At 73.5% G+C, this 23,648-nt stretch carries 17 protein-coding genes; 10 read left to right on the top strand and 7 right to left on the bottom strand.

The annotated features are described in order from the left end of the window. Positions 1-26 precede the first annotated feature (26 nt). The 3 genes from OHB09_RS13370 (at position 27) to OHB09_RS13380 (ending at position 3,778) form a co-directional block, all read left to right on the top strand. Positions 27-1,412: a cytochrome P450 family protein gene (locus OHB09_RS13370; protein WP_006143847.1), complete on the top strand. Its 1,386-nt coding sequence runs from the start codon at positions 27-29 to the stop codon at positions 1,410-1,412. Positions 1,413-1,655: 243 nt separating this feature from the next. Continuing rightward, positions 1,656-2,939, top strand: coding sequence for a cytochrome P450 (locus OHB09_RS13375; protein ID WP_006143848.1), 1,284 nt, complete (start codon positions 1,656-1,658; stop codon positions 2,937-2,939). A gap of 35 nt (positions 2,940-2,974) precedes the next feature. Further along, positions 2,975-3,778 carry an enoyl-CoA hydratase/isomerase family protein gene (locus OHB09_RS13380; protein ID WP_191855049.1) on the top strand — a complete coding sequence of 268 codons (804 nt, stop codon included), beginning with the start codon at positions 2,975-2,977 and terminating at the stop codon, positions 3,776-3,778. Positions 3,779-3,799: 21 nt separating this feature from the next. Here the strand turns inward: OHB09_RS13380 and OHB09_RS13385 are convergent, their stop codons facing one another. From OHB09_RS13385 to OHB09_RS13400, 4 genes are all read right to left on the bottom strand, one after another. Continuing rightward, positions 3,800-4,474, bottom strand: a complete 675-nt coding sequence (locus OHB09_RS13385) for a helix-turn-helix transcriptional regulator (RefSeq protein WP_078631266.1) — start codon at positions 4,472-4,474, stop codon at positions 3,800-3,802. A 279-nt stretch (positions 4,475-4,753) separates the two neighbouring features. Then, the gene (locus OHB09_RS13390) at positions 4,754-6,790 is read right to left on the bottom strand and encodes an outer membrane protein assembly factor BamB family protein (RefSeq protein WP_328922024.1); all 2,037 of its coding nucleotides are present in this window, start codon (positions 6,788-6,790) and stop codon (positions 4,754-4,756) included. A gap of 115 nt (positions 6,791-6,905) precedes the next feature. Further along, positions 6,906-8,780 (bottom strand): outer membrane protein assembly factor BamB family protein, encoded by a 1,875-nt coding sequence (locus tag OHB09_RS13395; protein WP_328922025.1) that lies wholly within the window; start codon positions 8,778-8,780, stop codon positions 6,906-6,908. A 272-nt stretch (positions 8,781-9,052) separates the two neighbouring features. Further along, the gene (locus OHB09_RS13400; protein ID WP_328922026.1) at positions 9,053-10,867 is read right to left on the bottom strand and encodes an ABC-F family ATP-binding cassette domain-containing protein; all 1,815 of its coding nucleotides are present in this window, start codon (positions 10,865-10,867) and stop codon (positions 9,053-9,055) included. A 170-nt stretch (positions 10,868-11,037) separates the two neighbouring features. Here OHB09_RS13400 and OHB09_RS13405 point away from each other — a divergent pair, with 170 nt between their 5' ends. After that, a complete protein-coding gene (locus OHB09_RS13405) occupies positions 11,038-11,646 on the top strand; it encodes a Uma2 family endonuclease (protein ID WP_328922027.1) in 609 nt (202 codons plus the stop codon). A 10-nt stretch (positions 11,647-11,656) separates the two neighbouring features. Here OHB09_RS13405 and OHB09_RS13410 read toward each other — a convergent pair whose 3' ends face one another. Beyond that, on the bottom strand, positions 11,657-12,556 hold the full coding sequence (locus OHB09_RS13410; RefSeq protein ID WP_234527254.1) for a 4-(cytidine 5'-diphospho)-2-C-methyl-D-erythritol kinase: 900 nt from the start codon (positions 12,554-12,556) through the stop codon (positions 11,657-11,659). Between the two features lie 125 nt (positions 12,557-12,681). Next, the gene (gene rsmA, locus OHB09_RS13415; RefSeq protein ID WP_006143857.1) at positions 12,682-13,590 is read right to left on the bottom strand and encodes a 16S rRNA (adenine(1518)-N(6)/adenine(1519)-N(6))-dimethyltransferase RsmA; all 909 of its coding nucleotides are present in this window, start codon (positions 13,588-13,590) and stop codon (positions 12,682-12,684) included. Positions 13,591-13,883: 293 nt separating this feature from the next. On the opposite strand from rsmA, the gene OHB09_RS13420 reads away from it, so the two are divergent. The 3 genes from OHB09_RS13420 (at position 13,884) to OHB09_RS13430 (ending at position 16,961) form a co-directional block, all read left to right on the top strand. Beyond that, on the top strand, positions 13,884-14,459 hold the full coding sequence (locus OHB09_RS13420; RefSeq protein ID WP_328922028.1) for a hypothetical protein: 576 nt from the start codon (positions 13,884-13,886) through the stop codon (positions 14,457-14,459). A gap of 58 nt (positions 14,460-14,517) precedes the next feature. Continuing rightward, the gene (locus OHB09_RS13425) at positions 14,518-15,396 is read left to right on the top strand and encodes a TatD family hydrolase (RefSeq protein WP_328729193.1); all 879 of its coding nucleotides are present in this window, start codon (positions 14,518-14,520) and stop codon (positions 15,394-15,396) included. 164 nt (positions 15,397-15,560) lie between these two features. After that, the gene (locus OHB09_RS13430; protein WP_328922029.1) at positions 15,561-16,961 is read left to right on the top strand and encodes a ubiquitin-like domain-containing protein; all 1,401 of its coding nucleotides are present in this window, start codon (positions 15,561-15,563) and stop codon (positions 16,959-16,961) included. 315 nt (positions 16,962-17,276) lie between these two features. Here OHB09_RS13430 and rsmI read toward each other — a convergent pair whose 3' ends face one another. After that, positions 17,277-18,125, bottom strand: a complete 849-nt coding sequence (gene rsmI, locus OHB09_RS13435; RefSeq protein ID WP_006143861.1) for a 16S rRNA (cytidine(1402)-2'-O)-methyltransferase — start codon at positions 18,123-18,125, stop codon at positions 17,277-17,279. Positions 18,126-18,230: 105 nt separating this feature from the next. Between rsmI and OHB09_RS13440 the strand changes: the two genes are divergently transcribed. From OHB09_RS13440 to OHB09_RS13450, 3 genes are all read left to right on the top strand, one after another. Next, positions 18,231-19,991: a dolichyl-phosphate-mannose--protein mannosyltransferase gene (locus OHB09_RS13440; protein ID WP_006143862.1), complete on the top strand. Its 1,761-nt coding sequence runs from the start codon at positions 18,231-18,233 to the stop codon at positions 19,989-19,991. A 165-nt stretch (positions 19,992-20,156) separates the two neighbouring features. Beyond that, entirely contained in the window at positions 20,157-21,773 is a 1,617-nt protein-coding gene (locus OHB09_RS13445) for a penicillin-binding transpeptidase domain-containing protein (protein ID WP_093599207.1), read from the top strand. Positions 21,774-21,881: 108 nt separating this feature from the next. Beyond that, entirely contained in the window at positions 21,882-23,570 is a 1,689-nt protein-coding gene (locus OHB09_RS13450) for a penicillin-binding transpeptidase domain-containing protein (protein WP_319117876.1), read from the top strand. Positions 23,571-23,648 lie beyond the last annotated feature (78 nt).

The following is a 23,648-nucleotide window of genomic DNA, read 5'->3' on the forward strand; positions in this document are numbered from 1 at the left end:
ACTTCCGCCCCCGAAGGAACCACCTCATGGACCACCAGCAACCGGCCGGCAGCCCCGGCGCCGCCTCCAGATGCCCGATGCACGGCGCCGACTTCGCGGCCGACCCGCACCTGGTCTACGACCAGTTGCGCGCCCAGGGCCCGGCGGCGCCCGTGGAGATAGCGCCCGGCGTGAACGCCACCCTGGTCACCGGGTACGAGACCGCCCTGCGCGTTCTGCAGAGCCCGCAGCTCTTCGTCCGGGACTCACGGCGTTGGAAAGACCTCAACGAGGGCCGTATATCCCTGGACAGCCCCGTCCTGCCGATGATGGCCTACCGGCCCAACTGCCTGTTCACCGACGGGGCCGTGCACCTGCGGCTGCGCAAGGCGGTCACCGAGAGCCTGGACAAACTGAACATCACCCGGATCCGCCGGGACGTCGAGCCGATCGCCGCCTATCTCATCGACCAGTTCAGCGAGCGCGGCCGGGCCGACCTGCTGCACGACTACGCCAAGCTGCTGCCGCTGCTGCTGTTCAACAAGCTGTTCGGCTGCCCGGCCGACATCGGCGACCGGCTGACCGGCGCCATGGCCGCCCTGTTCGAGGCGCAGGACCCGAACGAGGCGCTGCGCGCCAACGAGGAGCTCAACGCCTCCCTGATGGAGCTGATCGCGCTCAAGCGGCGCGAGCCCGGCGACGACATGACCTCGTGGCTGATCCAGCACGGTGCGGGCCTGACCGACGAGGAGCTCAAGGACCAGCTCGTGATGCTGATGGGGGCCGGCATCGAGCCGGAGCGCAACCTCATCTCCAACACGCTGCTGACGCTGCTCACCGAGGACTCCGGCCGCGGCACCGGCATGCTGATCGAGGAGGCGCTCGACCACGTCCTGTGGAACGACCCGCCGATCGCCAACTACGCCACGCACTTCCCCGTGCAGGACATGGACCTCGGCGGCACGGTCGTGGAGGCGAACTCCCCGGTCGTGATCAGCTTCGCGGGTGCCAACACGGACCCGGCGCTGAAGGAGGCCCGGCAGGCGCGCAGCGCGGGTGCCCACCTGGCGTGGGGCGCCGGGCCGCACGCCTGCCCGGCGAAGTCGCCGGCGCAGGTGATCGCGGTGGCGGCGGTCGAGGCGATCCTCAACGCCCTGCCCGACCTCCAGCTCGCGGTACCGGCCGACCAGTTGCAGTGGCGTCCGGGGCTGTTCCACCGGGCGCTGGTGGCGCTGCCGGTGCGCTTCGGCCCGACGCCCGCGACCCGGGTGGCCTCGGCGCTGGGCAACGGCGCCATGCCGGCGGCCCGGCCGACGCCGGCCGAGCAGCCGCTGCGGGCCCAGGCGCCCTCGGCCCCGCGTCCGGCGGAGCCGCAGCGGGCGGGCCGCAAGGGCGGCTTCTGGAGCACGTTCCTGGACCTGTTCCGGGTGTGACCGAGGGGGCGGGAGGCTGCTGCGGACATCGGGGTGCGGGTCCGGAGCAGCCTCCCGCCGTGTGAGCACACGTGTGCTCCTGTGAACATCATTTGACCGAATGTGGGCGATGACGACCACCAGAAGTCCACAATGTGCCACGGAATGTGACAGGAGCAACACGCAGCGGCGCATGCCGAAGGTATGGGGACGGGTAGGTTCCGCCGGTACGGGTAACGCACCGCCCACCCGAAGGAGCCCCCCGTGTCCGCCGTCGGTGACATACCCCGCACCACCGTCGACCGCCGTACCGTCCTCTCCGTGCTCCGGCGGCTCCGCTCCCCCGAGGGCCAGAGCAACCCCCTCCCGCTCTGGGAGGAGTTCCGCCGGCTCGGCGACGTCGTCCCCGCCCCCTGGGGCGGCTACTTCCTCACCGGCTACGACGTCTGCAACCAGGTACTGCGCGACCGCGCCTGGCACGTCCCCGACTTCGCCTGGCAGGACCGGCAGGCCGACCCCGGACGCTGGGGGGCCGCCGCGACCCGCGAGATGGGCGGCACCCTCTCCCGCCTCAACGCCCCCGCGCACACGTGCCAACGGCGCGCCCTGGGCAACCCCTTCGACCGCAGCACCCTCCAGGACCTGGCCCCGGTCGTCGCCGGGCACGTCGACACCCTCCTGGACGACCTGGCCGAACGGCTGGAGGCCGAGGGCGAGGCCGACTTCCTCGCCACCGTCGCCGAACCGCTCCCCATCAGGACCGTCGGCCACTGGCTCGGCCTGCCCCCCGAGGACCACGCGCGCATCGTGGACTTCGCGCACCGCCAGGTCTTCGCCCAGGAACTCACGCCCACCCGGAGCCAACTGGAGATCTCGGCCGGGGCCAGCGCCGAGATGCGGGCCTACTTCACCGAGCTGATCGCCGGCCGCCGCGCCGCCCCGGGCGAGGACGCGCTCTCCGGCTGGATCCGCCACTGGGACGCCGCCCACCCGGACGACCCGGCCGCCGCCGACCACGTCCTCTACCACCTGACCATGTTCATCACCATCGCCTCGATGGAGACCACCGCGACCACGATGTCCAACGCGGTGTGGCTGCTGGGCCGGGACCCCGGGCGGTGGGCCTGGCTGCGGGAGCACCGGGAGTTCGTCGACGGGGCGATGGAGGAGACCCTGCGCTACGACCCCCCGGTGCACCTCACCTCCCGTTACGCCTCCGAGGACACCGAACTGGCCGGGGTGCCCATGCCCCGCGACACGATGGTCCACGTCCTCTACGGCGCCGCCGCGCACGATCCGCGCCGCAACCCCGACCCCGGCGCCTTCGACCCCACCCGGGACGGGGCGCACCTCAGCTTCGGCGGGGGCGCGCACTACTGCCTGGGGGCGGCGCTCGCCCGGCTGGAGATCCGTACCCTGCTGGCCCGGCTGCTGGAACGGTTCCCCACCCTGCGGCCGGTCTCCGCCCCCGCCTACGCGCCCCGGATGGTGTTCCGGCGCGTCACCTCCCTGAAGGTGACCTCGACCTCCCTGGCGGCGGCCGCATGACCTCCCCGACGCCGCCCGTACCGCCGGTGCCCCCGATGCCGCCCTCGGTGCCCTCGGTGGCCGAGACCGTGCTGTTGAAGACCCTGCGGGTCCAGCAGAACGGCGCCGTGCTCTCGATCGAGCTGAACACCCCCGAGGACGGCAACCTCGTCACCGACCAGATGCTGCAGGACCTCCTGACCGTGCTCGACGGTCAGGACCCCGGTGTACGGGTGGTCGTCCTGTCCGGCGCGGGCGAGGACTTCTGCGTCGGCGGGGACCGCGCCGCACTCGCCGGGCACCTGGCCGAGGACCCGGGCGGCGCCGGGATACGCGCCTACGGCAACCGGGCGCGGCGGGTCTGCGAGGCGCTGACCCGGAACCCGGCGGTCACCGTCGCGGCGGTGCACGGCCGGGTGATCGGCGCCGGGTTCGCCCTCGCCCTCGCCTGCGACCTGCGGGCCGGGGCCGACACCGCGACCTTCCGGCTCCCCGAACTCGCGCTCGGGGTGCCGGCCGCGTGGGGCGGGCTGCTGCCGCGGCTGCTCAGCGAGGTGGGGCCCGCACGGGCCCGCGAACTGGTGCTCACCGGACGGGAGTTCGGGGCGCGGGAGGCGCTCGGGCTGTCGCTGTTGCAGCGGGTCGTGCCGTGGGCCGACCTCGACGCGGCGGTCGCCGCGTGGACCCGGCCGGTGGTGCGGCGGCCGGGAGGCGCGCTGCGGGTGACGAAGGCACTGCTCAACGCATACGGGGTGGGCTCACGGCTGGCCGACGCGACGGGGCTGGACGCGGAGTTGCTCGCCTCCGTCCTCACGTCGGAGCAGCCGGGCACCGGCCGCCGTACGGGGCATCTGCTGTGACGGGGCCCCGGCAGCGGCGATTCACCCGCTGACCGGCCCCGCCCTGTCCAGCAGCCCCGTGCGCGCGGCCAGCGCCGCCGCCTCCAGGCGGCTGCCCACGCCGAGTTTCATCAGCACCCGCTGCACATGCGTGCGCGCGGTGCTCGGCGCTATGCCCATGCCGGCCGCGATCAGCCGGGTGTCCTCACCGTCGGCGACCCGGACCAGCACCTCCACCTCACGGGGCGTGAGCATCGCGAGCAGCCGCTGGCCCTCGTCGTCCGGCTGGGCGGCGGGGTTGAGGAGTTCGGCGAACGCCCCCTGGAGCAGCAGCGGCGCGACCGCCGCCTCCCCCGCCCGCGCCTTCATGATCGCCCGCTCGACGCCCTCGATCCGCTCGTCGTGGCGCACATAGCCCGAGGCGCCCGCCGCGAACGCCGCCGCGATCCCCCGGGGGTTCGGCACCGGGCCGAGCACCACCACCGCCACCTGCGGGCGTTCCCGCTTGATCCGCGCCACCGGGTCGAAGGCACCCGGTGCGGCCGGCGCGGCCGTGCCCAGCAGGCACACCTCGGGTGCGCGCGTGATCACCAGCTCCGCCGCTCCCGCGGCGGGCGCGGCCGCGGCGAGCACCCGGTGCCCGCGCAGTTTCAGCGCCGATGCCAGCGCCTCGGCCAGCAGCCGGTGGTCGTCGACCACCATCAGCCGCACTCCCATCGAGCAACCCCCCAGTCACCCCAGTCCCCCAACGGATGCCCACTGTGGATGCCCACCGATCCCCGTGGTCGGGAAAACCCCGCTCGGCAACCCCGTTCTGTCTGCCCCCGGAAGCTACACGCTTGTTCGACGTTGCGCTTCCCCTGGCGCCCAGAACTGCCCGGATTGCCGAAAAGCCCTCCCCGCGCGGGCCCGGCACGGTAGGCGATCAACGCGAAAAGGCCCCGCCCTCAACTGGGGCGGGGCCGGGCGCGCGCACGTGTCCGCGCGCCTCGCGGGCTACTTGGCGCCGAAGCCGAGCGCCGTGTACTCCTTCTCGCCGGCCGAGTAGGGCCTGCTGACCAGGTCCTTGCCGAGGAACAGCCGGCCGTCGCCGTAGAGCATCTCCGACGTCTTCGGGACCATGCTGCTGACGGCGCGGATCACCGACTGCGAGTCCGGGGTCTCCAGCAGCTTGGTCGACTTCAGCGACTTCCCGTCGACCGAGACCACCTGGGCGCCCTTGTCGTAGGGGCCGTCCTTGAAGGCGAGGATGTTGTCGCCGTCCATGCGGATCGGGAAGATCTCGTAGCCGTCACCGGCGTCGATCTTGTCGCCGGTGGTCTTCCCCGTGGCCAGCGAGAACGCGATGATCTCGTTGGTCCGGCTGAAGTCGCCCCCGCCGTCGTGCTCCTTGGTCGGCACGTACAGCTTGTCGTTGCCGACCGCGATGGCGTGGCAGTCCTCCACGAGGTTCACGCCGCAGTCGTGCTCGTACTTGCCGTCCGCGAGCGTGATCTTCGTGCGCAGTCCGCCCTTGTCGTCCAGCGAGAAGACGTCGGTGACACCGCTCGCGGTGATCTCACCGGAGTCGACGCCGAAGACGACCGGCTTGGTGGAGATGACCTTGGCGTTGTCGAGGCCCGAGGGGAGCTTGTACTCCCACTTCACGGCGCCCGACTTGGAGTTGAGGAGCTGCACCGAGTAGCGCTCGTTGCCGAAGTCGCCGCACTTGCGCACGGCCACGAGCTGCTCGCCGCCCGCGTAGCCCTCGTCCTGGCAGTCGCCGACCTTGGGCTGCCACAGCACCTTGCCGGAGGAGAGGTCGAAGGCCGCGCCGCCGTTGTACCCGCCGCCGACGGCGAGCGTGGTGGCGGAGATCGCCGCCTCCTTGAACTGCACCTTCGCGCCGCTCACGGCCACGCTCTTGCGCCACAGCTTCTTGCCGGTGGCCACCTCGAACGCCGTGATCTCGGTGCAGGGGTGGTAGTCCTTGGGGTTCTTCCGCTTCGCGGACTCGCTGATCACCGCGGCGATGCCGTCGGAGCTCGTCGTGCGGGTGCCGGCGCAGGTCTGGCCGGGCAGGTCCAGCGTCCACTTGGTGTCGCCGGAGTCCGCCTCGTAGCCGACGATCTTGTTGACGGCCGCCTTGGCGTAGACGGAACCGGACAGCCAGGAGCCGGCGACGCTGTCGATCTCGTTCTTGTCGGTGATCTTCGGCGCCGGAAGCTGGAAGAGGACCTCGGCGGACGGGTTCGCGGGCGCCTTCTCGCCGCCCGAGCTCCCGCCGGTGCCGCCGCCGGAGCCGTCCTCGCCCTTGCCGTCGCCCTTGCCGCCGGAGCCGGAGGCGGTCTTCTTGTCGTCGTCACCACCGCCGGAGGTGGCGTAGATGACGCCGCCGCCGACGATCAGCGCGATCGCGGCGACCGCCGCCACGACGATCCACAGCACGTTGCGGTTCCGGCCGCCACCGGGCTGCGGCTGCATCGGCACGGTGGGCGGCTGGTAGCCGCCGTAGCCGGGCTGCTGACCGGGGAAGCCGTACCCGGCCTGCGGCTGGCCGTACGCCTGCTGCTGCCCGTAGGGCGGGGGCTGCTGGCCCGGGTAGCCGTAGCCGGGCTGCTGCGGCGGGGCGGGCTGCGGATAGCCGTACCCGGGGGCCTGCTGCGGGTAGCCGTAGCCGGGGCCCTGCGGGGACGTGGGCGGGGGCGGCGGGGTCTGGCCCGGCGGGGTGGCCGGGGGTGTGCCGGGCGGGGCGGCCGGCGGGGGCTGGGGTGCGCCGAAGCCGCCGGGAGGCGGGGGCTGCGGGGCGCCGAAGCCCTGCGGGGGCGGAGGGCCCTGCGGGGCGTTCTGCGGCGGGCCCTGGGGCGCCGGGGGCGCGCCGAAGCCGTGGGGCGCGGGCGGCGGCGGGCCCTGCGGGGCCGGGGCGGAGTCGGCGGCCCCCTGGGGCTGCGGGGTCTCCGGGGCGGCGGAGTCCTTCTTCTTCAGCGGGTCCTGCGGGGCACCGGAGTCCCCCGAGGGCGGCTGGTTCGGAGGCGGGGGCGGCGGCTGGCTCATGGTGTGGGTTTCCTCGTGGGTACGGACGACGGGGACGACGGTGGCAGCGGTGACAACGGGGACGGCGCCGGCCGGCGGGGGCACCCGCGGGACGCGAAGGGCCCGCGGGTACCGGTCACTTGCCGTAGGCGAGCATCAGCTTCTGCTTGGTCTGGGAGTTGCCGTTCAGCCGGCCCGTGGAGAGGTAGAAGCGGCCGTCCACGTACGCGATGTCCCGGGAGTAGAAGCCGTTCTCGATGTCGGCGGTGCCCTGCGGGTTCCGCAGCAGGGTGGTCGGCTTGTGGCCGCCGCCTCCCGTGGACACGGACACCACCCGTCCGCCCTCGCGGTACGTCGGCTCGACGTAGGCGTACAGCGTGGAGCCCTCGGTCCGCATCGGCAGCATCGAGGAGTCGGCCGGGGACTTCGTCCGCCACTTCTCCTTGCCGGTGTCCAGGCTGATCGCGACGATCTCGTTGGCGCCGCTCTTGGCCTCGGTCGGCAGGTACAGGGTGCTCGCGTCCGCCGTGACACCGCTGCAGCCCTGGAGGTCGCGCTCCAGGATGGCCCAGCCGCACTCGGGGGCGAAGGACTCGTTCACGTCCACCTGGGAGCGGAGCGAGCCGTCGTCCTTGAGCGTGGAGACGTTCCACTTCTTGTGGTCCTCGTCGGTGAGGTACAGCACCAACGGGTCGACGGAGTACGTCCGCGCGACCGACCAGCCCTTGGGGATCTTCCTCGTCCACCGGGCCTTGCCGGTCTTCGGGTCGAGCTGCTGGACCTCGTCGTGCTCCTTGGAGGTGGAGGCGGCGCAGGAGGAGACGGCGATCAGCTTCGAGCCGCCCGCGAACGCCGAGGGGAAGCAGGCGGAGCCGTACTTCTTCTTGTCCCACAGCTTCTTGCCGGACCGGACGTCGTACGCCGTGCCGGACTGGGAGCGGCCGACCATGAGGGTGTTCCCGGCGAGGGACACCTCCAGGGAGCGCGTGCTGTCGAACAGGTCGCCCTCGGAGACCTTGGCGGTCCAGCCCTTCTTGCCGGTGGTGAGGTCGATCTGCTGGAGCTGGTTACACGTGGCGTTGCTGCTGACGCCGTTCATGTAGGCGACGACGACCTTGTCGTCCGAGGTCTTCTCGTGGGTCACCGCGCAGATCTTCTGGGGGAAGGTGATCGGGTCCCAGGCGGCCTCGCCGGTGGCGACGTCGTAGGCCACGACCTCCTTGTAGACGGCCTTCACGGCCGTCTTCCCGGTGATCCACATGCCGGGGGCGTCCGCGCCGTCACCGGGGGCCTTGGGGGCCTCCTTGTACCAGAGGACCTTCGCCTCGCCGTCCTTGCGGCCCTCGTTGAGGTCCTCGGGGTCCGCGCCGTCGCCTCCGTTGCCGTCCCCCTTGTCGACGGGGGCCTTGCTCGCGGAGGGGGAGGCCTTGCCGCTCTTGCGGGCGACGGGCTTCTTGTCGTCCTCGCCACCGCCGCCGGACACGGCCCACACCGTGCCGCCGACGATCAGCAGCAGCGCCACGGCGCCGCCGACGATCAGCGCGGGCTTGCCCCTGAAGGGGTTCCGGCCGCCTCCGCCCTCCGGCGGGGGCGTGGGCGCGCCGGGGAACTGGGGCGCCTGCTGCGGGTAGCCGTAGCCGGGCCCCGGCGGGGTGCCGTACGGGCCGGGCTGGGCCGGGGCCTGGTACGGGCCGGGCTGCGGCGGGGCGCCGTACGGCCCGGACGGGGCGTACGGGCCCGGCTGCTGGGGCGGGGTGGCACCGTAGGGGCCCGGCTGCGGCGGGGGCGCGTAGGGCCCGGCCTGCTGCTGCGGGTAGCCGTACCCGGGCTGCGGCGGGGCGGGCGGTGCCTGCGGAGGCTGCGGCGCCTGCGGGGGCTGGGGAACGGAGGACTGTCTCGGATCCTGCGGGGCGCCGAAGCCGCCCTGCGGGGGCGGCGGTTGCTGCTGCGGCTGCTGCCCCTGAGGTGTGTCCTTGCCGCCCTGCGGCGGCGGATCGCTCGGCTGAGTCATCAGCGCCTTCCCCCCTGTTGTCACCGCGTGGCGCCGCGTCCGACAGCGATCGTTTCTCGCCACAGCAGTACTTCTCAGACGATTCTCACTCCGGCCCTTTCTATCACCGCCCTACGACAACCCTGCGGGCCGGTCACCCGCTGTTCCCAAGGGAGGACCGGTCCGTGATGGGGTCGTTACGCGCCTTCACCACTCGGACACGGTGCGCGCACCGCGCGCACCGCCGAGGGCGGAACGAGGCCCTCGGGGGACGCGGACGAGACCGGCCGGGTTCAGACGTCCTCGGCCAGTTCCAGCCAGCGCATCTCCAGCTCCTCGCGCCGGCCGCCGAGTTCGCGCAGCTCCGCGTCGAGGGAGGCGACCTTCGCGAAGTCGGTCGCGTTCTCCGCGATCGCCGCGTGCAGGTCCTTCTCCTGCTCGGAGACCCGGTCGAGCTGCCGCTCGATCTTCTGCAGTTCCTTCTTGGCGGCGCGGGCGTCGGCCGCGGAGACGGTCCTCGCGGCGCCGGCCGCCGGGGCGGCGGGCGCGGGGGCGGCCGCCTCCGCCGCCTTCTCCATCCGCTCGCGCCGCTCCAGGTACTCGTCGATCCCGCGCGGCAGCATCCGCAGCGCCCCGTCGCCGAGGAGGGCGAACACCCGGTCGGTGGTGCGCTCGACGAAGAACCGGTCGTGGGAGATGACGACCATCGAGCCGGGCCATCCGTCGAGCACGTCCTCGAGCTGGGTGAGGGTCTCGATGTCCAGGTCGTTGGTGGGCTCGTCGAGGAACAGCACGTTGGGCTCGTCCATCAGCAGCCGCAGCAGCTGCAGCCGGCGCCGCTCACCGCCGGACAGGTCGCCGACGGGCGTCCACTGCTTCTCCTTGCTGAAGCCGAAGGTCTCGCAGAGCTGACCGGCGGTCATCTCGCGGCCCTTGCCCAGCTCGACGCGCTCACGGACCTGCTGCACGGCCTCGAGCACCCGCAGCGAGGGGCTGAGTTCGGCGACCTCCTGGGAGAGGTAGGCCAGCTTCACCGTCTTGCCGACGCGGATGCTGCCGCCCGCCGGCTGGCTCTCGCCCTCGCTGACGGCCGCGTCGGCCATGGCGCGCAGCAGGGAGGTCTTGCCCGCGCCGTTGACGCCGACCAGGCCGATCCGGTCGCCGGGGCCGAGCTGCCAGGTGACGTGCTGGAGCAGCACCTTCGGGCCGGCCTGCACCGTGACGTCCTCGAGGTCGACGACGGTCTTGCCGAGCCGGGAGGAGGCGAACCGCATCAGCTCGGAGGTGTCGCGGGGCGGCGGCACGTCCTGGATCAGCTCGTTGGCGGCCTCGACGCGGAAGCGGGGCTTGGAGGTGCGGGCGGGGGCGCCGCGCCGCAGCCAGGCCAGCTCCTTGCGGACGAGGTTCTGCCGCTTGGTCTCCTCGGTGGCGGCGATGCGCTCGCGTTCGGCGCGGGCGAAGACGTAGTCGGAGTAGCCGCCCTCGTACTCGTAGACCGCCCCCTTCTGCACGTCCCACATGCGGGTGCAGACCTGGTCCAGGAACCAGCGGTCGTGGGTGACGCAGACGAGCGCGGAGCGCCGGTTCTGCAGGTGGCGGGCGAGCCAGGCGATGCCCTCGACGTCGAGGTGGTTGGTGGGCTCGTCGAGGACGAGGAGGTCCTGTTCCTCGATGAGCAGCTTGGCGAGGGCGATGCGGCGGCGCTCGCCGCCGGAGAGCGGGCCGATGACGGTGTCCAGGCCCTGCGGGAAGCCCGGCAGGTCGAGCCCGCCGAACAGCCCGGTCAGCACGTCGCGGACCTTGGCGTCGCCCGCCCACTCGTGGTCCGCCATGTCGCCGATGACCTCGTGCCGGACGGTGGCCTCGGGGTCGAGGGAGTCGTGCTGGGTGAGCACGCCGAGCCGCAGCCCGCCGGAGTGCGTGACCCGCCCGGTGTCGGCCTCCTCCAGCTTGGCGAGCATCCGGATCAGGGTGGTCTTGCCGTCGCCGTTGCGGCCCACGACCCCGATCCGGTCCCCCTCGGACACTCCCAGGGAGACACCGTCGAGCAGCGCACGTGTGCCGTACACCTTGCTGACGGACTCGACATTGACGAGGTTGACGGCCATTTCACTCCTGATCGGGGACACGGAAGACATGATCGACAGGTGAACTCGATCAGCCTTCAAGCGTAGGCCCTGCGGGGGCGGCGACGGGGCGCGCGAGGACGGTCACTCTTTGTGATGACGGGCGCGCGAACGGGCCGCTACCGTGGAGGGCAGGCAGCAGGATCCCGTCCATGGGAGGAACCATGACCGCCGAGTCCGTAGAGCACCGCCGACGCCACTGGCCGGTGCCGCCCGTGGACGGCTACACCGTGGACGACCTGTTCACGCTGCCTGATCTCCCGCCGCACACCGAGTTGATCGACGGGAGCCTGGTTTTCGTGAGTCCGCAGCGAATCTTCCACACCTTCGCCATCGATCTGCTGGTGAACGGGCTGCGCCGCACGTTGCCGCCGGACCTGTCGGTCTGTCGTGAGATGACTGTCGTGCTCGACCGGCACAACGGCCCCGAGCCGGACATCTGCGTGCTGCGGGCCGATGCCGTGAAGAGCAGGCGGCAGACCCGGTTCGAGGCCGCCGACGTGCTGCTCGCCGTCGAGGTCGTCTCGCCGGACTCCGAGGCCCGCGACCGGGGCACCAAGCCGCACAAGTACGCCGCCGCGGGCATTGCGCACTTCTGGCTGGTGGAGATGGCGGGCGAGACCGACCACCCCGCCGTCCAGGTGTACGAGCGCGGTCAGGCCACCGGGACCTACTCGCTGACCGGCATCCACCACGAGCACGTCAAGCTCACCGCGCCCTACGACATCGACATCGATCTGACCGCCATCGACGAGTTCTGAGTCCCGCCCCTCACGACAGCACCGTCGCCCCCGGCGCCGGTGCTGTCGTCGTGCGGGCCGTGCGGCAGGTGCCGGAGGCCGTGAGGGCGGCGGCCACCCGCGCGGCCGTCGCGGCGTCGGGGGCGAGGAAGGCCGTCGTGGGCCCCGAGCCGGAGACCAGGGCGGCCAGGGCGCCGGCCGTCCGGCCCGCCTCGAGGGTGTCGGCGAGGGCGGGGCGCAGGGAGAGCGCGGCGGGCTGGAGGTCGTTGGTGAGGGTGGCGGCGAGGGCGGCGGCGTCGCCCTTGGCCAGCGCGGACAGCAGGGCCTCGGAGGCGACCGGTTCGGGGACGTCCGTGCCCTCGGTCAGCCGGTCGAACTCGCGGTAGACGGCCGGGGTGGAGAGCCCGCCCTCGGCGACCGCGAAGACCCAGTGGAAGGTGCCGCCCACCTCCAGCGGCCGCAGCCGCTCTCCGCGTCCGGTGCCGAGGGCCGCCCCGCCGACCAGGGAGAACGGCACGTCGCTGCCCAGCTCGGCGCAGATCTCGAGGAGTTCCTCGCGGGGGGCGCGGGTACCCCAGAGCGCGTCGCAGGCCACCAGGGCGCCGGCCGCGTCCGCGCTGCCGCCCGCCATGCCGCCGGCCACGGGGATGTCCTTGGCGAGGTGGAGGTGGACGGCGGGTTCGAGGCCGTGGCGCTCGGCGAGGGCGCGGGCGGCCCGCGCGGCCAGGTTGGACTCGTCCAGGGGGACCTGGCCGGCGTCGGGGCCCTCGCAGGTCAGGCGCGGGCCGTCCGGCGAGGGGGTCGCGGTGACCTCGTCGTACAGGCCGACGGCGAGGAAGACGTTGGCGAGGTCGTGGAACCCGTCGGGGCGGGCGGCGCCCACCGCGAGCTGGACGTTGACCTTGGCGGGGACGCGGACGGTGACGCTCACTGGCTGCCGGGCTCCTTGGTGCGCGGGGCGTGCGGGGGTCGCGGGACGTACGGTCGGGGCGCGCGGCGCCCCGGGGGCGTGCGGCGCCCCGGGGGCGTGCGGCGCCCCGGGGGCGTGCGGCGCGGTTACGGGGCCGGTTCCGGCGAGGGCGAGGCGGGCCCGGCGCCCGCGCGGGGGCCGTGCTCCGCGATGCGCGCGAACTCCTCCACCGTCAGCGCTTCACCGCGGGCCTGCGGCGGGACCCCCGCGGCCACGAGCGCGGCCTCGGCGGCCGCCGCGGACCCGGCCCAGCCGGCGAGCGCGGCACGCAGGGTCTTGCGGCGCTGCGCGAAGGCCGCGTCGACGACGGCGAACACCTCCGCCTTGGCCGCGGTCGTCTTCACCGGCTCGGCACGGCGGGTCAGGGAGACCAGCCCGCTGTCCACGTTCGGCGCGGGCCAGAACACGTTGCGGCCGATGGAGCCGGCCCGCCTGACCTCGGCGTACCAGTTCGCCTTGACCGAGGGCACGCCGTAGACCTTGGACCCCGGCCCGGCGGCGAGCCGGTCGGCGACCTCGGCCTGCACCATCACCAGGGTGCGCTCGATGCTCGGGAAGGTGTCGAGCATGTGCAGCAGGACGGGCACGGCCACGTTGTACGGCAGGTTCGCGACGAGCGCGGTCGGGGCGGGCCCGGGCAGCTCGGTGACCCGCAGGGCGTCGGAGTGGACGAGGGCGAAGCGGTCGGCGCGCCCGGGCATGCGGGCGGCGACGGTGGCCGGCAGCGCGCCCGCGAGCACGTCGTCGATCTCGACGGCGGTGACGCGGTCGGCGGCCTCCAGCAGCGCGAGGGTGAGCGAGCCGAGTCCGGGTCCCACCTCCACGACGACGTCCGCCGGCCGCACCTCGGCGGTCCGGACGATGCGCCGCACGGTGTTGGCGTCGATGACGAAGTTCTGCCCGCGCTGCTTGGTCGGCCGTACGCCGAGCACGCCCGCGAGCTCGCGGATGTCGGCGGCCCCGAGGAGGGCGTCGGAGGGGGAGGGGTTGCTCACGGCGACAAGGGTACGGGGCGGCCACCCGGCCGAGGGGCGCGCGCCCGGCCGACGGGTGCGACCGGTGGCGCCCCATGCGGCGGCAAAGCCCTCGCGCGGTCGGGCAAAGGCGCAGGTGATGACGGGGGCGTCCGGCAACGGAGCGGTCAAATCGGGACCAATCTTCGACAGGCCCCCTGCCCCCGGCACGGCCGTCGGGCGTCCACTGGAACACGGGGCGGCATCCCGTCCCACGCCCCCGGCGGCCGCCACCCGCCGGGCGCCTGTCCCCGGACGAGGCAAGAGGAGCCGGCATGACAGAGAGCGCAGAACGCACCGGAGAGACCGGGACCCGCACCACCCGGGCCGAGGCGACTCGGGCCGAGGCCGCCGGGGCCCGTGGCCCCGGGTCCCGCGGCGCCGACGCCAGGACCGTCGACCCGCGCACGGACGGGGTCCGGGCCGTCGGCCCCCGCGCCGCCGCCGACGTCGTCCACGAGTCGTACTCCTTCGCCTGCATGCGCTGCGGGCACGGCTGGGAGCAGTCGTTCGAGATAGAACACCACTTCGACGCCGAGGGCACCGCGTTCGTGACCTACGTGGCGAACGGCACCGTCGTGCCCTCGCCCCTGTCCCGCCCCTCCTGCCAGAACTGCGGCGGCCACGTGCTGCGGATCATGCGGCCCGGCCGGGTCTCCTCGGCCCAGCGCTCGCTGTACGGGCAGCGGCAGGACGCCGCCCGGCCCGCTCCGCGCCGGGTGCCGAAGGCCCGGCGCGGGGAGCCCGGGGCCGAGTCCTCCGCCACCGGGGGCGGGTCCGGCGGGCGGCGGCACTGGCACCTCTCCGACCTCCTCCACCTGTTCGCGCACCGCCAGCACCGGACGAGCTGACCCCTTCCGGGCGGTCCGTGGGATCCGGTGGGGTCCGGGCGGTTCGTAGGATCGATGCATGCCTTCGCACACCGACAAGAACGCCGCGCCGCCGCTCCCGGAACCCCTCCGGGTGCCGGTCGCGGACTCCCACACCCACCTCGACATGCAGTCCGGCACGGTGGAGGAGGGGCTCGCGCGGGCCGCGTCGGTGGGGGTGACCACGGTCGTGCAGGTGGGCTGCGACCTGAAGGGCTCCCGATGGGCCGCCGAGACCGCCGCCGCGTACGAGGCCGTCCACGCCGCCGTCGCCCTGCACCCGAACGAGGCGCCCCGCATCGTCCACGGCGACCCCGACGGCTGGTCCCGGCAGGGCGCCCGCGAGCCCGGCGGGGACGCCGCCCTGGACGAGGCCCTCGCCGAGATCGACCGTCTCGCCGCGCTCCCGCAGGTCAGGGGCGTCGGCGAGACCGGGCTCGACTACTTCCGCACCGGCCCCGAGGGCAAGGACGCGCAGGAACGGTCCTTCCGCGCCCACATCGAGATCGCCAAGCGGCACGGCAAGGCGCTCGTCATCCACGACCGGGAAGCCCACGCCGACGTGCTGCGGATCCTGAAGGAGGAGGGCGCCCCCGAGCGGACGGTCTTCCACTGCTACTCCGGGGACGCGGCCATGGCCGAGGAGTGCGCCCGGCACGGCTACTACCTGTCCTTCGCCGGCAACGTCACCTTCAAGAACGCCCAGAACCTGCGGGACGCGCTCGCCCTCGCCCCCCGGGAACTGGTGCTCGTCGAGACCGACGCGCCCTTCCTCACCCCCGCGCCCTACCGGGGCCGCCCCAACGCGCCCTACCTCATCCCCGTCACGCTGCGCGCGATGGCCGAGGTGTGCGGCACGGACGAGGACGCACTGGCCACGGCGATCGCCGCGAACACGGCCCGCGCCTTCGGCTACTGAGGGGACGAGGGCGGCCTCGAACCGCCTCGGGGCGACCACGCAGGGTCACCGGGCGAACATCCGTCGCCACGCTCCGTGTTCGTGTCGTGCGGGTGGGCGACGGCCGCTCCCGCTAGGTTGCGCTGGCCCGGTCCGGACCAGCCCCCACCTCGGAGCGCGTCGTCGTGAACACCCGTCCCCAGGACACCCCCGCACACCCCCTGGCCCCCTCGGCGTATCCGTCGAACCCGACCCGTCCGTCGTACCCGACGCTTCCGTCGCACACGCCGTACACGCCGTACACCCCGTGCACGCCGTACACCCCGTACACGCCCACGTACGTCCCCACGGCGCCGTACGGGTACGGGGTGCACGAGGCGGAGACCGTGCCGGTGCTGCCGCGGCAGGGCGGCCCCGTGGCTCCGGGCGGGACCGTGGCCCGTGACGGGACCGTGCGGCGGGGTGCCCGGCGCAAACCCCCGGCGCGCCCCGAGGCCGTGCGCCGGCTGGTCCCGCAGGCACTCGTCGTCGCGTTCCTCGCGGGCGGCACCACGGCCTTCGTGGCCAAGGACAAGGCCGTAGAGCTGAACGTCGACGGCCGGCGGCGCACGCTGCACACCTTCGCCGAGGACGTCACCGGACTCCTCGCCGAGCAGGGCCTCGACACCGGCGCCCACGACCTCGTCACCCCCGGGCCCGACACCGCCCTGAGCAGCGGCGACGAGATCGACGTACGGCACGGGCGGCCGCTGCGCCTCACCCTGGACGGTCAGCGGCACCGGGTGTGGACGACGGCACGCACGGTCGACGCGGCACTGCGGGAGCTGGGGGTGCGGGTGGAGGGCGCGTACCTCTCGGTCGCGCGCTCCCGGCACATCGGGCGCGCGGGTCTCGCGCTGGACGTGCGCACCGAGCGGACGGTGACGGTCATGGCGGACGGCCGCGAGCGGCGGGTGCGCACCAACGCGGCGACCGTGCGGGAGGCGGTCGCGCAGGCCGGGGTCGTCCTGCGCGGGCAGGACACGACCTCGGTCGCGCCGGACGGCTTCCCCCGGGACGGGCAGACGGTCACCGTCCTGCGGGTGCGGGGGCACCGGGAGGTGCGCGAGGAGCCCGTCCCCTTCGAGGAACGGCGCACGGAGGACCCGGCGCTGTTCCGGGGCACGGAGGTCGTGGACGACGCGGGGCGCACGGGCGTGCGCCGGGTGACGTACGGCGTCCGCACGGTCAACGGGGTGCGGCAGCCGCCGCGACGGCTGCGGACGGAGATCCTGCGGGAACCGCGGGCCCGGGTGGTCCGGGTGGGGACCCGGCCGCTGCCGGCCTCCGTCGCGGGGGCGGAGGGGCTGGACTGGGAAGGGCTGGCGCGCTGCGAGTCGGGCGGGCGCGCGGACGCGGTGGACCCGTCCGGGACGTACGGGGGGCTGTACCAGTTCGACGCGCGCACCTGGCACGAGCTGGGCGGCCGGGGCCGGCCCGAGGCGGCGCCGCCGGCGGAGCAGACGTACCGCGCGAAGAAGCTCTACGTCCGCAGGGGCGCCGCCCCGTGGCCCCACTGCGGGGAGCGCCTGCGCGGCGGGGCGTGACAGCTCGGGGGTACGGGTGCGCTCGCGAGTGCGGGTGCGTCGTGGCCGGTCGCGCCCCTGACAGGGGGTGCGCGTACGTCCACACGTGCGGGGGCGTCGTGGCCGAGCGCGCGGTTCCCCGCGCCCCTGATGAGGTGCGCGTACGTCCATACGTGCGAGTTCGGGGTGTCGGGGGTCGGCGGTGCCCCGGCTTGCCAGGGGCGCGGGGAACCGCGCGACCGGCCGCACTCGGCCCGCACCCGCCCGGGCACGCGCACCCCCGGGTCATGAGGCGCCCCGGGTCATGAGGCGCCCCGAGCCACAAGGCGCCGTGCCCTACCGCTCCGCGTGCTTCGCCGCGACCACCGCGTCGAAGACCTCCCGCTTCGGGACGCCCGCCGCCGAGGCGACCGCGGCGATGGCCTCCTTGCGGCGTTCGCCCGCCTCCTCCCGCACCCGTACCCTGCGCACCAGTTCCGCCGCGTCCAGGGCCTCCGGGCCGCGCTCGGGGGCGCCCTCGACGACCACCGTGATCTCCCCGCGCACGCCGTCCGCCGCCCACTCGGCGAGTTCGCCCAGCCCGCCCCGCCTGACCTCCTCGTACGTCTTGGTCAGTTCGCGGCAGACGGCGGCCCGGCGCCCGGGGCCGAAGACCTCGGCCATCGCGGCGAGGGTGTCGTCGAGGCGATGGGGTGCCTCGAAGTAGACGAGGGTGCGGCGCTCGTCCGCGACCTCCCGCAGCCGGGCGAGCCGTTCGCCCGCCTTGCGCGGCGGGAAGCCCTCGAAGCAGAAGCGGTCCACCGGCAGCCCGGACAGGGCGAGCGCGGTGAGCACCGCGGACGGCCCCGGTACCGCCGTCACCCGCACGTCCCGCTCCACGGCCGCCGCCACCAGCCGGTACCCGGGGTCGGAGACCGAGGGCATGCCCGCGTCGGTGACGAGCAGCACCCGGGCACCGCCCACCAGCGCGTCCACGAGTTCCGGCGTCCGGGCGGTCTCGTTGCCCTCGAAGTACGACACGACGCGCCCGGTCGTCTGCACGCCGAGGGCCTGGGTGAGCCGGCGCAGCCGCCGGGTGTCCTCGGCGGCGACGACGTCGGCGGAGGCCAGCTCCCGGGCCAGCCGGGGCGGGGCGTCGGCCACGTCACCGATGGGCGTGCCGGCGAGTACGAGGGTTCCAGTCACTCCCCCATCCTCCCAGGGCTCCCGGGCCGCGGCCGCCGCCCCCGTCCGCGGCCCGAACCTCGGCTTGCGCGGGACGCGCACAGCGCGGTTCCCTACGATGGCGCGGTGACCAGTACCGCGTCCTCCACGGACACCCGGCAGAGCCTGGCCGCCCAGGACCGGCAGCCCGCGTGGCAGCAGCGGCTGCGCCGTTTCGGCTACGCGCCCCCACCGGGCGCCGCCGCCCCGGCCGGCGGCGGCGACGTGCGCGACCGGCTCGTGCCGCCGTTCACCGAGCCCGGCCCCCGGCTGTGGGCGACCCTCGGTCTGCGTCCCGGGCTCGTCGACCTGATCCGGCGCCGGTCGGGCTGGGGCGGCCCGCTGCTGGTGACGCTGCTCGCCGGGGTGATCCGGTTCTGGAACCTGGGCAGCCCGAAGGCGGTGATATTCGACGAGACGTACTACGCCAAGGACGCCTGGGCCCTGGTCCACAACGGCTACGAGGCGAACTGGGCGAAGAACGCCAACGACCTGATCCTGCGGCACGACGGGCACGTGGCGATCCCCACGGACCCGGCGTACGTGGTGCATCCGCCGGTCGGCAAGTACGTCATCGGCCTCGGTGAGCTGCTGTTCGGCTTCAATCCCTTCGGCTGGCGGTTCATGACCGCGCTGCTCGGCACCCTGGCGGTGCTGATGCTGTGCCGCATCGGCCGCCGGCTGTTCCGTTCCACGTTCCTCGGCTGCCTGGCGGGCACTCTGATGGCGCTGGACGGGCTCGCCTTCGTGATGGCCCGGACGTCGCTGCTCGACGGCGTGCTGATGTTCTTCGTCCTGGCCGCGTTCGGCTGTCTGGTCCTCGACCGGGACCGGGCCAGGGGGCGGCTGGCGGCCGCCCTGCCGGCCGATCCGGACGGCCGGGTCCGCCCGGACGCGTACATCGCCGAGACGACCCGGCTGGGGCTCCGCCCCTGGCGCTGGGCGGCCGGTCTGATGCTGGGCCTGGCGATCGGCACCAAGTGGAACGGCCTGTACATCACGGTCGCGTTCTGCGTGATGACCGTCCTGTGGGACGTGGGCAGCCGCCGGGTGGCGGGCGCCGTGCACCCCTACCGGGCGGTCCTGCGGCGCGACACGGGGCTGGCGTTCCTGGCCACCGTCCCCGTCGCCCTGGTCACGTACCTGCTCTCCTGGCTGGGCTGGATCCTCTCCCCGGACAACGGCAGGGGCGGCTACTTCCGCGACTGGGCGAACGGCGCGGGCAGGGGCGAGGGCTGGACCTGGCTGCCGGAGTGGGCGCGCAGCCTGTGGCACTACGAGCACGAGGTCTACCAGTTCCACGTCAACCTGCACTCGCCGCACCCGTACCAGTCCAACCCGTGGAGCTGGCTCGTCCTGGGCCGCCCCGTCTCGTACTTCTACGAGTCGCCCGCCCCCGGCCGGGACGGCTGCCCGGCCGACGCCTCGGAGAAGTGCGCCCGCGAGGTCCTCGCGATCGGCACCCCCGTGCTGTGGTGGGCGGCCTGCCTGGCGATCCTGTACGTGCTGTGGCGCTGGCTCTTCCGCCGGGACTGGCGGGCGGGCGCGATCGCCTGCGGCATCGCGGCCGGCTACCTGCCCTGGTTCCTGTACCAGGACCGCACGATCTTCCTCTTCTACGCGGTGGTCTTCCTGCCGTTCCTGTGCCTGGCGGTGGCCATGATGATCGGCGGCATCCTGGGACCGCCCGGTTCCTCGGAGCGCCGCCGGGTCGTGGGCGCGGCGGGCGCGGGCGCGCTGGTTCTGCTGATCGCCTGGAACTTCATCTATTTCTGGCCCCTGTTCACCGGCGACGCCATCCCCATCGAGGACTGGCGGTCACGGATGTGGCTGGACACATGGATCTGACGGCGGCTCAGGCGGCCGCCCGGCGGACCGTGATGTTCAGCGGGTCGAATGCGGGGTCAGTAATCTGATGACTCTTAGGACAACGTAGGGTCACATCTTCCACAGGGGTTGCATGCGCCCCCTACAGTCGAGGGTGCACGGTAGAGCCGGGAGGGGCTGAAGGGCATGCGCAAGGGGGCCAAGGCCGCAATCATCACGTCGGTGTGCGTGGTGATGGTGGGAGGCGCCGGGTACGGGGCGTTCAGCTTCGTGTCCGCCGTGAGCGACACCGGCACGGAGGTGAAGACCGGGCCGCTCTCCGCGGACGAGGTGAAGGACGCGAGCAGCACGTTCTTCACGGCCTGGGAGAAGGGCGACGCCACCAAGGCGGCCGACACCACCGACGACATGTCCGGGGCGGCCGCCGACCTGCTGACCGCCTACCGGACCAACGCCCACCTCACCAAGGTGCGCATCACGCCCGGCACCCCGAAGGGCACCTCGGTGCCCTTCTCCGTGAACGCCACGGTCTCCTACCGGGGCGACACGGAGCCGCTGACGTACAAGAGCAGCCTGCGCGTGGTGCGCGGCAAGGCCACCGGGCGGCCGCTGGTCGCCTGGAAGCCGTCCGTGATCCACCCGGACCTGCGCGCCGACGACACTCTGGTGACCGGCGAGGCCACCAGCCCGCCCATCGAAGCGGTCGACCGCAAGGGCAAGGTGCTGGACCCGAAGAAGTACCCCTCGCTCGCCCCCGTCATCGCCACCCTGCGCAAGCGCTACGGCGACAAGGCGGGCGGCGAGCCGGGCATCGAGCTGCAGATCCGGCGCGGCGACCGGGCGGCGGCCGACGAGACGCTGGCCACCCTCTCCCCGGGCACCCCCGGCAAGCTGCACACCACGCTCGACGCGGACGTGCAGGGGGCGGCCGAGAAGGCGGTGCGCAAGTACGACGAGTCCTCCGTCGTCGCGCTCAAGCCGAGCAGCGGTGAGGTGCTCGCGGTCGCCAACCACCGCAAGGACCAGTTCAACGCGGCGTTCGAGGGGCAGCTCGCGCCCGGCTCCACCATGAAGATCGTCACCGCCGCGATGCTGATCGACAACGGGGTCACCTCGATGAACGGTCCGGCTCCCTGCTCGGACACCGCGGTGTGGCAGGGGCAGACCTTCCACAACCTCGCCGGCATGACCGCCAACGAGTCGGCCACGCTCTCCAACAGCTTCCTGCGCTCCTGCAACACCGCGTTCATCAAGCTGATCGACGAGAAGCCGCTCAGCGACGCCTCGCTGACGACCGAGGCGCAGGACCGGTTCGGGCTCGGTCACAACAACTGGAGCACCGGGATCACCTCCTTCGACGGCAGCGTCCCGGCGTCCGGCGGACCCGACCGGGCGGCCAACGCCATCGGCCAGGGCAAGGTGCAGATGAGCCCGCTGAACATGGCCTCGGTGACGGCGACGGCGATCACCGGCAGCTTCCGGCAGCCGTACCTCGTCCCGCGCAAGCTGGACGACCGCAAGTTCGCCTCCGCCAAGGGGCTGCCGGCGAGCACCGCGAGCCAGCTCAAGCAGATGATGCGGCTGACCGCGACCCAGGGCACCGCCACGCAGGCGATGTCGGGGCTGAGCGGGGACATCGGCGCCAAGACCGGTTCGGCGGAGGTCGACGGGCAGGCGAAGTCCAACAGCTGGTTCACCGGGTTCCGCAACGACGTCGCGGCCGCGGCGATGAGCCAGGCCGGCGGTCACGGCGGCGACGCGGCCGGTCCGATCGTCGCATCTGTGCTACGAAGCGCCGGCTGAGGCCGTCGCTGTCACACCGGGACCTTAGGCTGAGGGCCTCGTTGCGTTCTCTGGGGGCACGGAGCGTACGGGACAGCCGGGGTGGGGACAGCGAAGGGTTGCGAAGCCGTGGGCAAGAGAAGACGCGTCGTCGAGCGCAAGGGGCGCGGGCAGTTGGTCGTCGGCGCCGTGGCGGCCGTGGCCGTCGTCGGGGGGACGCTGGCCGCGTACAGCGCGTACGGCGGCGCCTCGGGCGACCGTACGGCGGCGACGGCCGACCACAAGGCCGTGAAGAAGGGCCCCCTCTCGGCCTCCGAGGTGCGCAGGGCCGCCACCGCCTTCCTCACCGCCTGGCAGGGCGGCAAGGACGGGCGGGCCGCCGCCGCGACCGACGCCCCCGAGGCGGCGAAGGCCGCGCTGACGGGCTATCACAAGGACGCCCACCTCACGGATCTCGCCCTGACCCGCGGCAAGCGCTCCGGGGCGACCGTGCCGTTCGGGGTGAAGGCCACGGTGTCGTACAAGGGCAGGGCCAAGCCGCTGGCGTACCGCTCGAAGCTGACCGTCGTGCGGCGCGCGGAGGACGGCGAGCCGGTGGTCGGCTGGCGCCCCTCGGTGCTGCACCCCGCCCTGGAGGACGGCGACCGGCTGGTCGCCGGCCCGGCCGGCACCCCGCCGATCAAGGCGGTGGACCGGTCCGGCGGCGAGCTGACCACCGAGAAGTACCCCTCGCTCGGCACGGTCCTCGACGGGCTGCGCGAGAAGTACGGCAGGACGGCGGGCGGCAAGGCCGGCATCGAACTGCGCATCGTCCGCAAGGCGGCGAAGGGCTCGGGGAAGAAGACCGGCGGCGCGGCCGAGGACAAGACGCCCGACAAGACCCTGGTGACGCTGACCGAGGGCACCCCCGGCACCGTGCGCACCACGCTCGACGCGGCGCTCCAGGCCGAGGCCGAGCGGCAGGTGCTGACGAAGGCGAAGTCCTCGGTGGTGCTGCTGCGCGCGTCCACCGGGGAGATCCTCGCGGTCGCCAACCAGAGCCACGGCTTCGACGTGGCCCTCCAGGGCAGTCTGGCCCCCGGCTCCACCATGAAGATCATCTCCTCCACGCTGCTCTTCGAGAAGGGCCTCGCCTCGGCCGAGAAGCCCCATCCGTGCCCCAAGTACTCCTCGTACGGCGGCTGGAAGTTCCAGAACGACGACAAGTTCTCCATCCAGGGCGGCACGTTCAAGGCGAGCTTCGCGCGCTCCTGCAACACGGCCTTCATCAGCCAGGCGAAGAAGCTGGACGACGACGACCTGACGGGGGTCGCCCAGCAGGTCTACGGGCTCGGCCGGAACAACTGGGCGATCGGCGTGCCCTCGCTGGACGGTTCGGTGCCGGTGCAGAGCGGGGCGCAGATGGCGGCCTCGCTCATCGGGCAGGGCGGGGTGCGGATGAACCCCCTCAACATGGCCTCGGTGGTGGCGACGGCGAAGACGGGGGTCTTCCACCAGCCCTACCTGGTCGCCCCCTCGGTGGACCACCGCACGCTCGCGAAGGCGGACCGCGCGATGTCCGCCTCGGTGCAGGCCCAGCTCAAGGAGGTCCTGCGCTACACGGCGGCGGCCGGCACGGCCGCCGAGGCGATGGCCGGCCTCGGCCCCGACGACGGGGCGAAGACCGGCTCGGCCGAGGTCGACAACCAGGACAAGCCCAACGGCTGGTTCACCGCCTGGAAGGGCGACCTGGCCGGCGCGGGCGTCGTCCTGGCGGGCGGCCACGGCGGGGACACGGCGGGCCCGATCGTGGCGGCACTGCTGCGGGCGGGGAGCTGACCGCGGCGAGCGGAGCGGACGCCCCAGAGGTGGGACCGGAGCCGGGGTGAGGAATCCAAGGCCGTACGCGTACGTTGC

It is taken from the genome of Streptomyces griseoaurantiacus, assembly GCF_036189845.1.
GTDB classification, from domain to species: Bacteria; Actinomycetota; Actinomycetes; order Streptomycetales; family Streptomycetaceae; genus Streptomyces; species Streptomyces griseoaurantiacus.

Excerpts from the sequence above, each read along its gene's own strand:
- OHB09_RS13370 (WP_006143847.1), top strand. The coding sequence starts at position 27 with ATGGACCACCAGCAACCGGCCGGCAGCCCCGGCGCCGCCTCCAGATGC.
- OHB09_RS13380 (WP_191855049.1), top strand. The coding sequence starts at position 2,975 with ATGCCGCCCTCGGTGCCCTCGGTGGCCGAGACCGTGCTGTTGAAGACC.
- OHB09_RS13385 (WP_078631266.1), bottom strand. The coding sequence starts at position 4,474 with ATGGGAGTGCGGCTGATGGTGGTCGACGACCACCGGCTGCTGGCCGAG.
- OHB09_RS13390 (WP_328922024.1), bottom strand. The coding sequence starts at position 6,790 with ATGAGCCAGCCGCCGCCCCCGCCTCCGAACCAGCCGCCCTCGGGGGAC.
- OHB09_RS13395 (WP_328922025.1), bottom strand. The coding sequence starts at position 8,780 with ATGACTCAGCCGAGCGATCCGCCGCCGCAGGGCGGCAAGGACACACCT.
- OHB09_RS13400 (WP_328922026.1), bottom strand. The coding sequence starts at position 10,867 with ATGGCCGTCAACCTCGTCAATGTCGAGTCCGTCAGCAAGGTGTACGGC.
- OHB09_RS13405 (WP_328922027.1), top strand. The coding sequence starts at position 11,038 with ATGGGAGGAACCATGACCGCCGAGTCCGTAGAGCACCGCCGACGCCAC.
- OHB09_RS13420 (WP_328922028.1), top strand. The coding sequence starts at position 13,884 with ATGACAGAGAGCGCAGAACGCACCGGAGAGACCGGGACCCGCACCACC.
- OHB09_RS13425 (WP_328729193.1), top strand. The coding sequence starts at position 14,518 with ATGCCTTCGCACACCGACAAGAACGCCGCGCCGCCGCTCCCGGAACCC.
- OHB09_RS13445 (WP_093599207.1), top strand. The coding sequence starts at position 20,157 with ATGCGCAAGGGGGCCAAGGCCGCAATCATCACGTCGGTGTGCGTGGTG.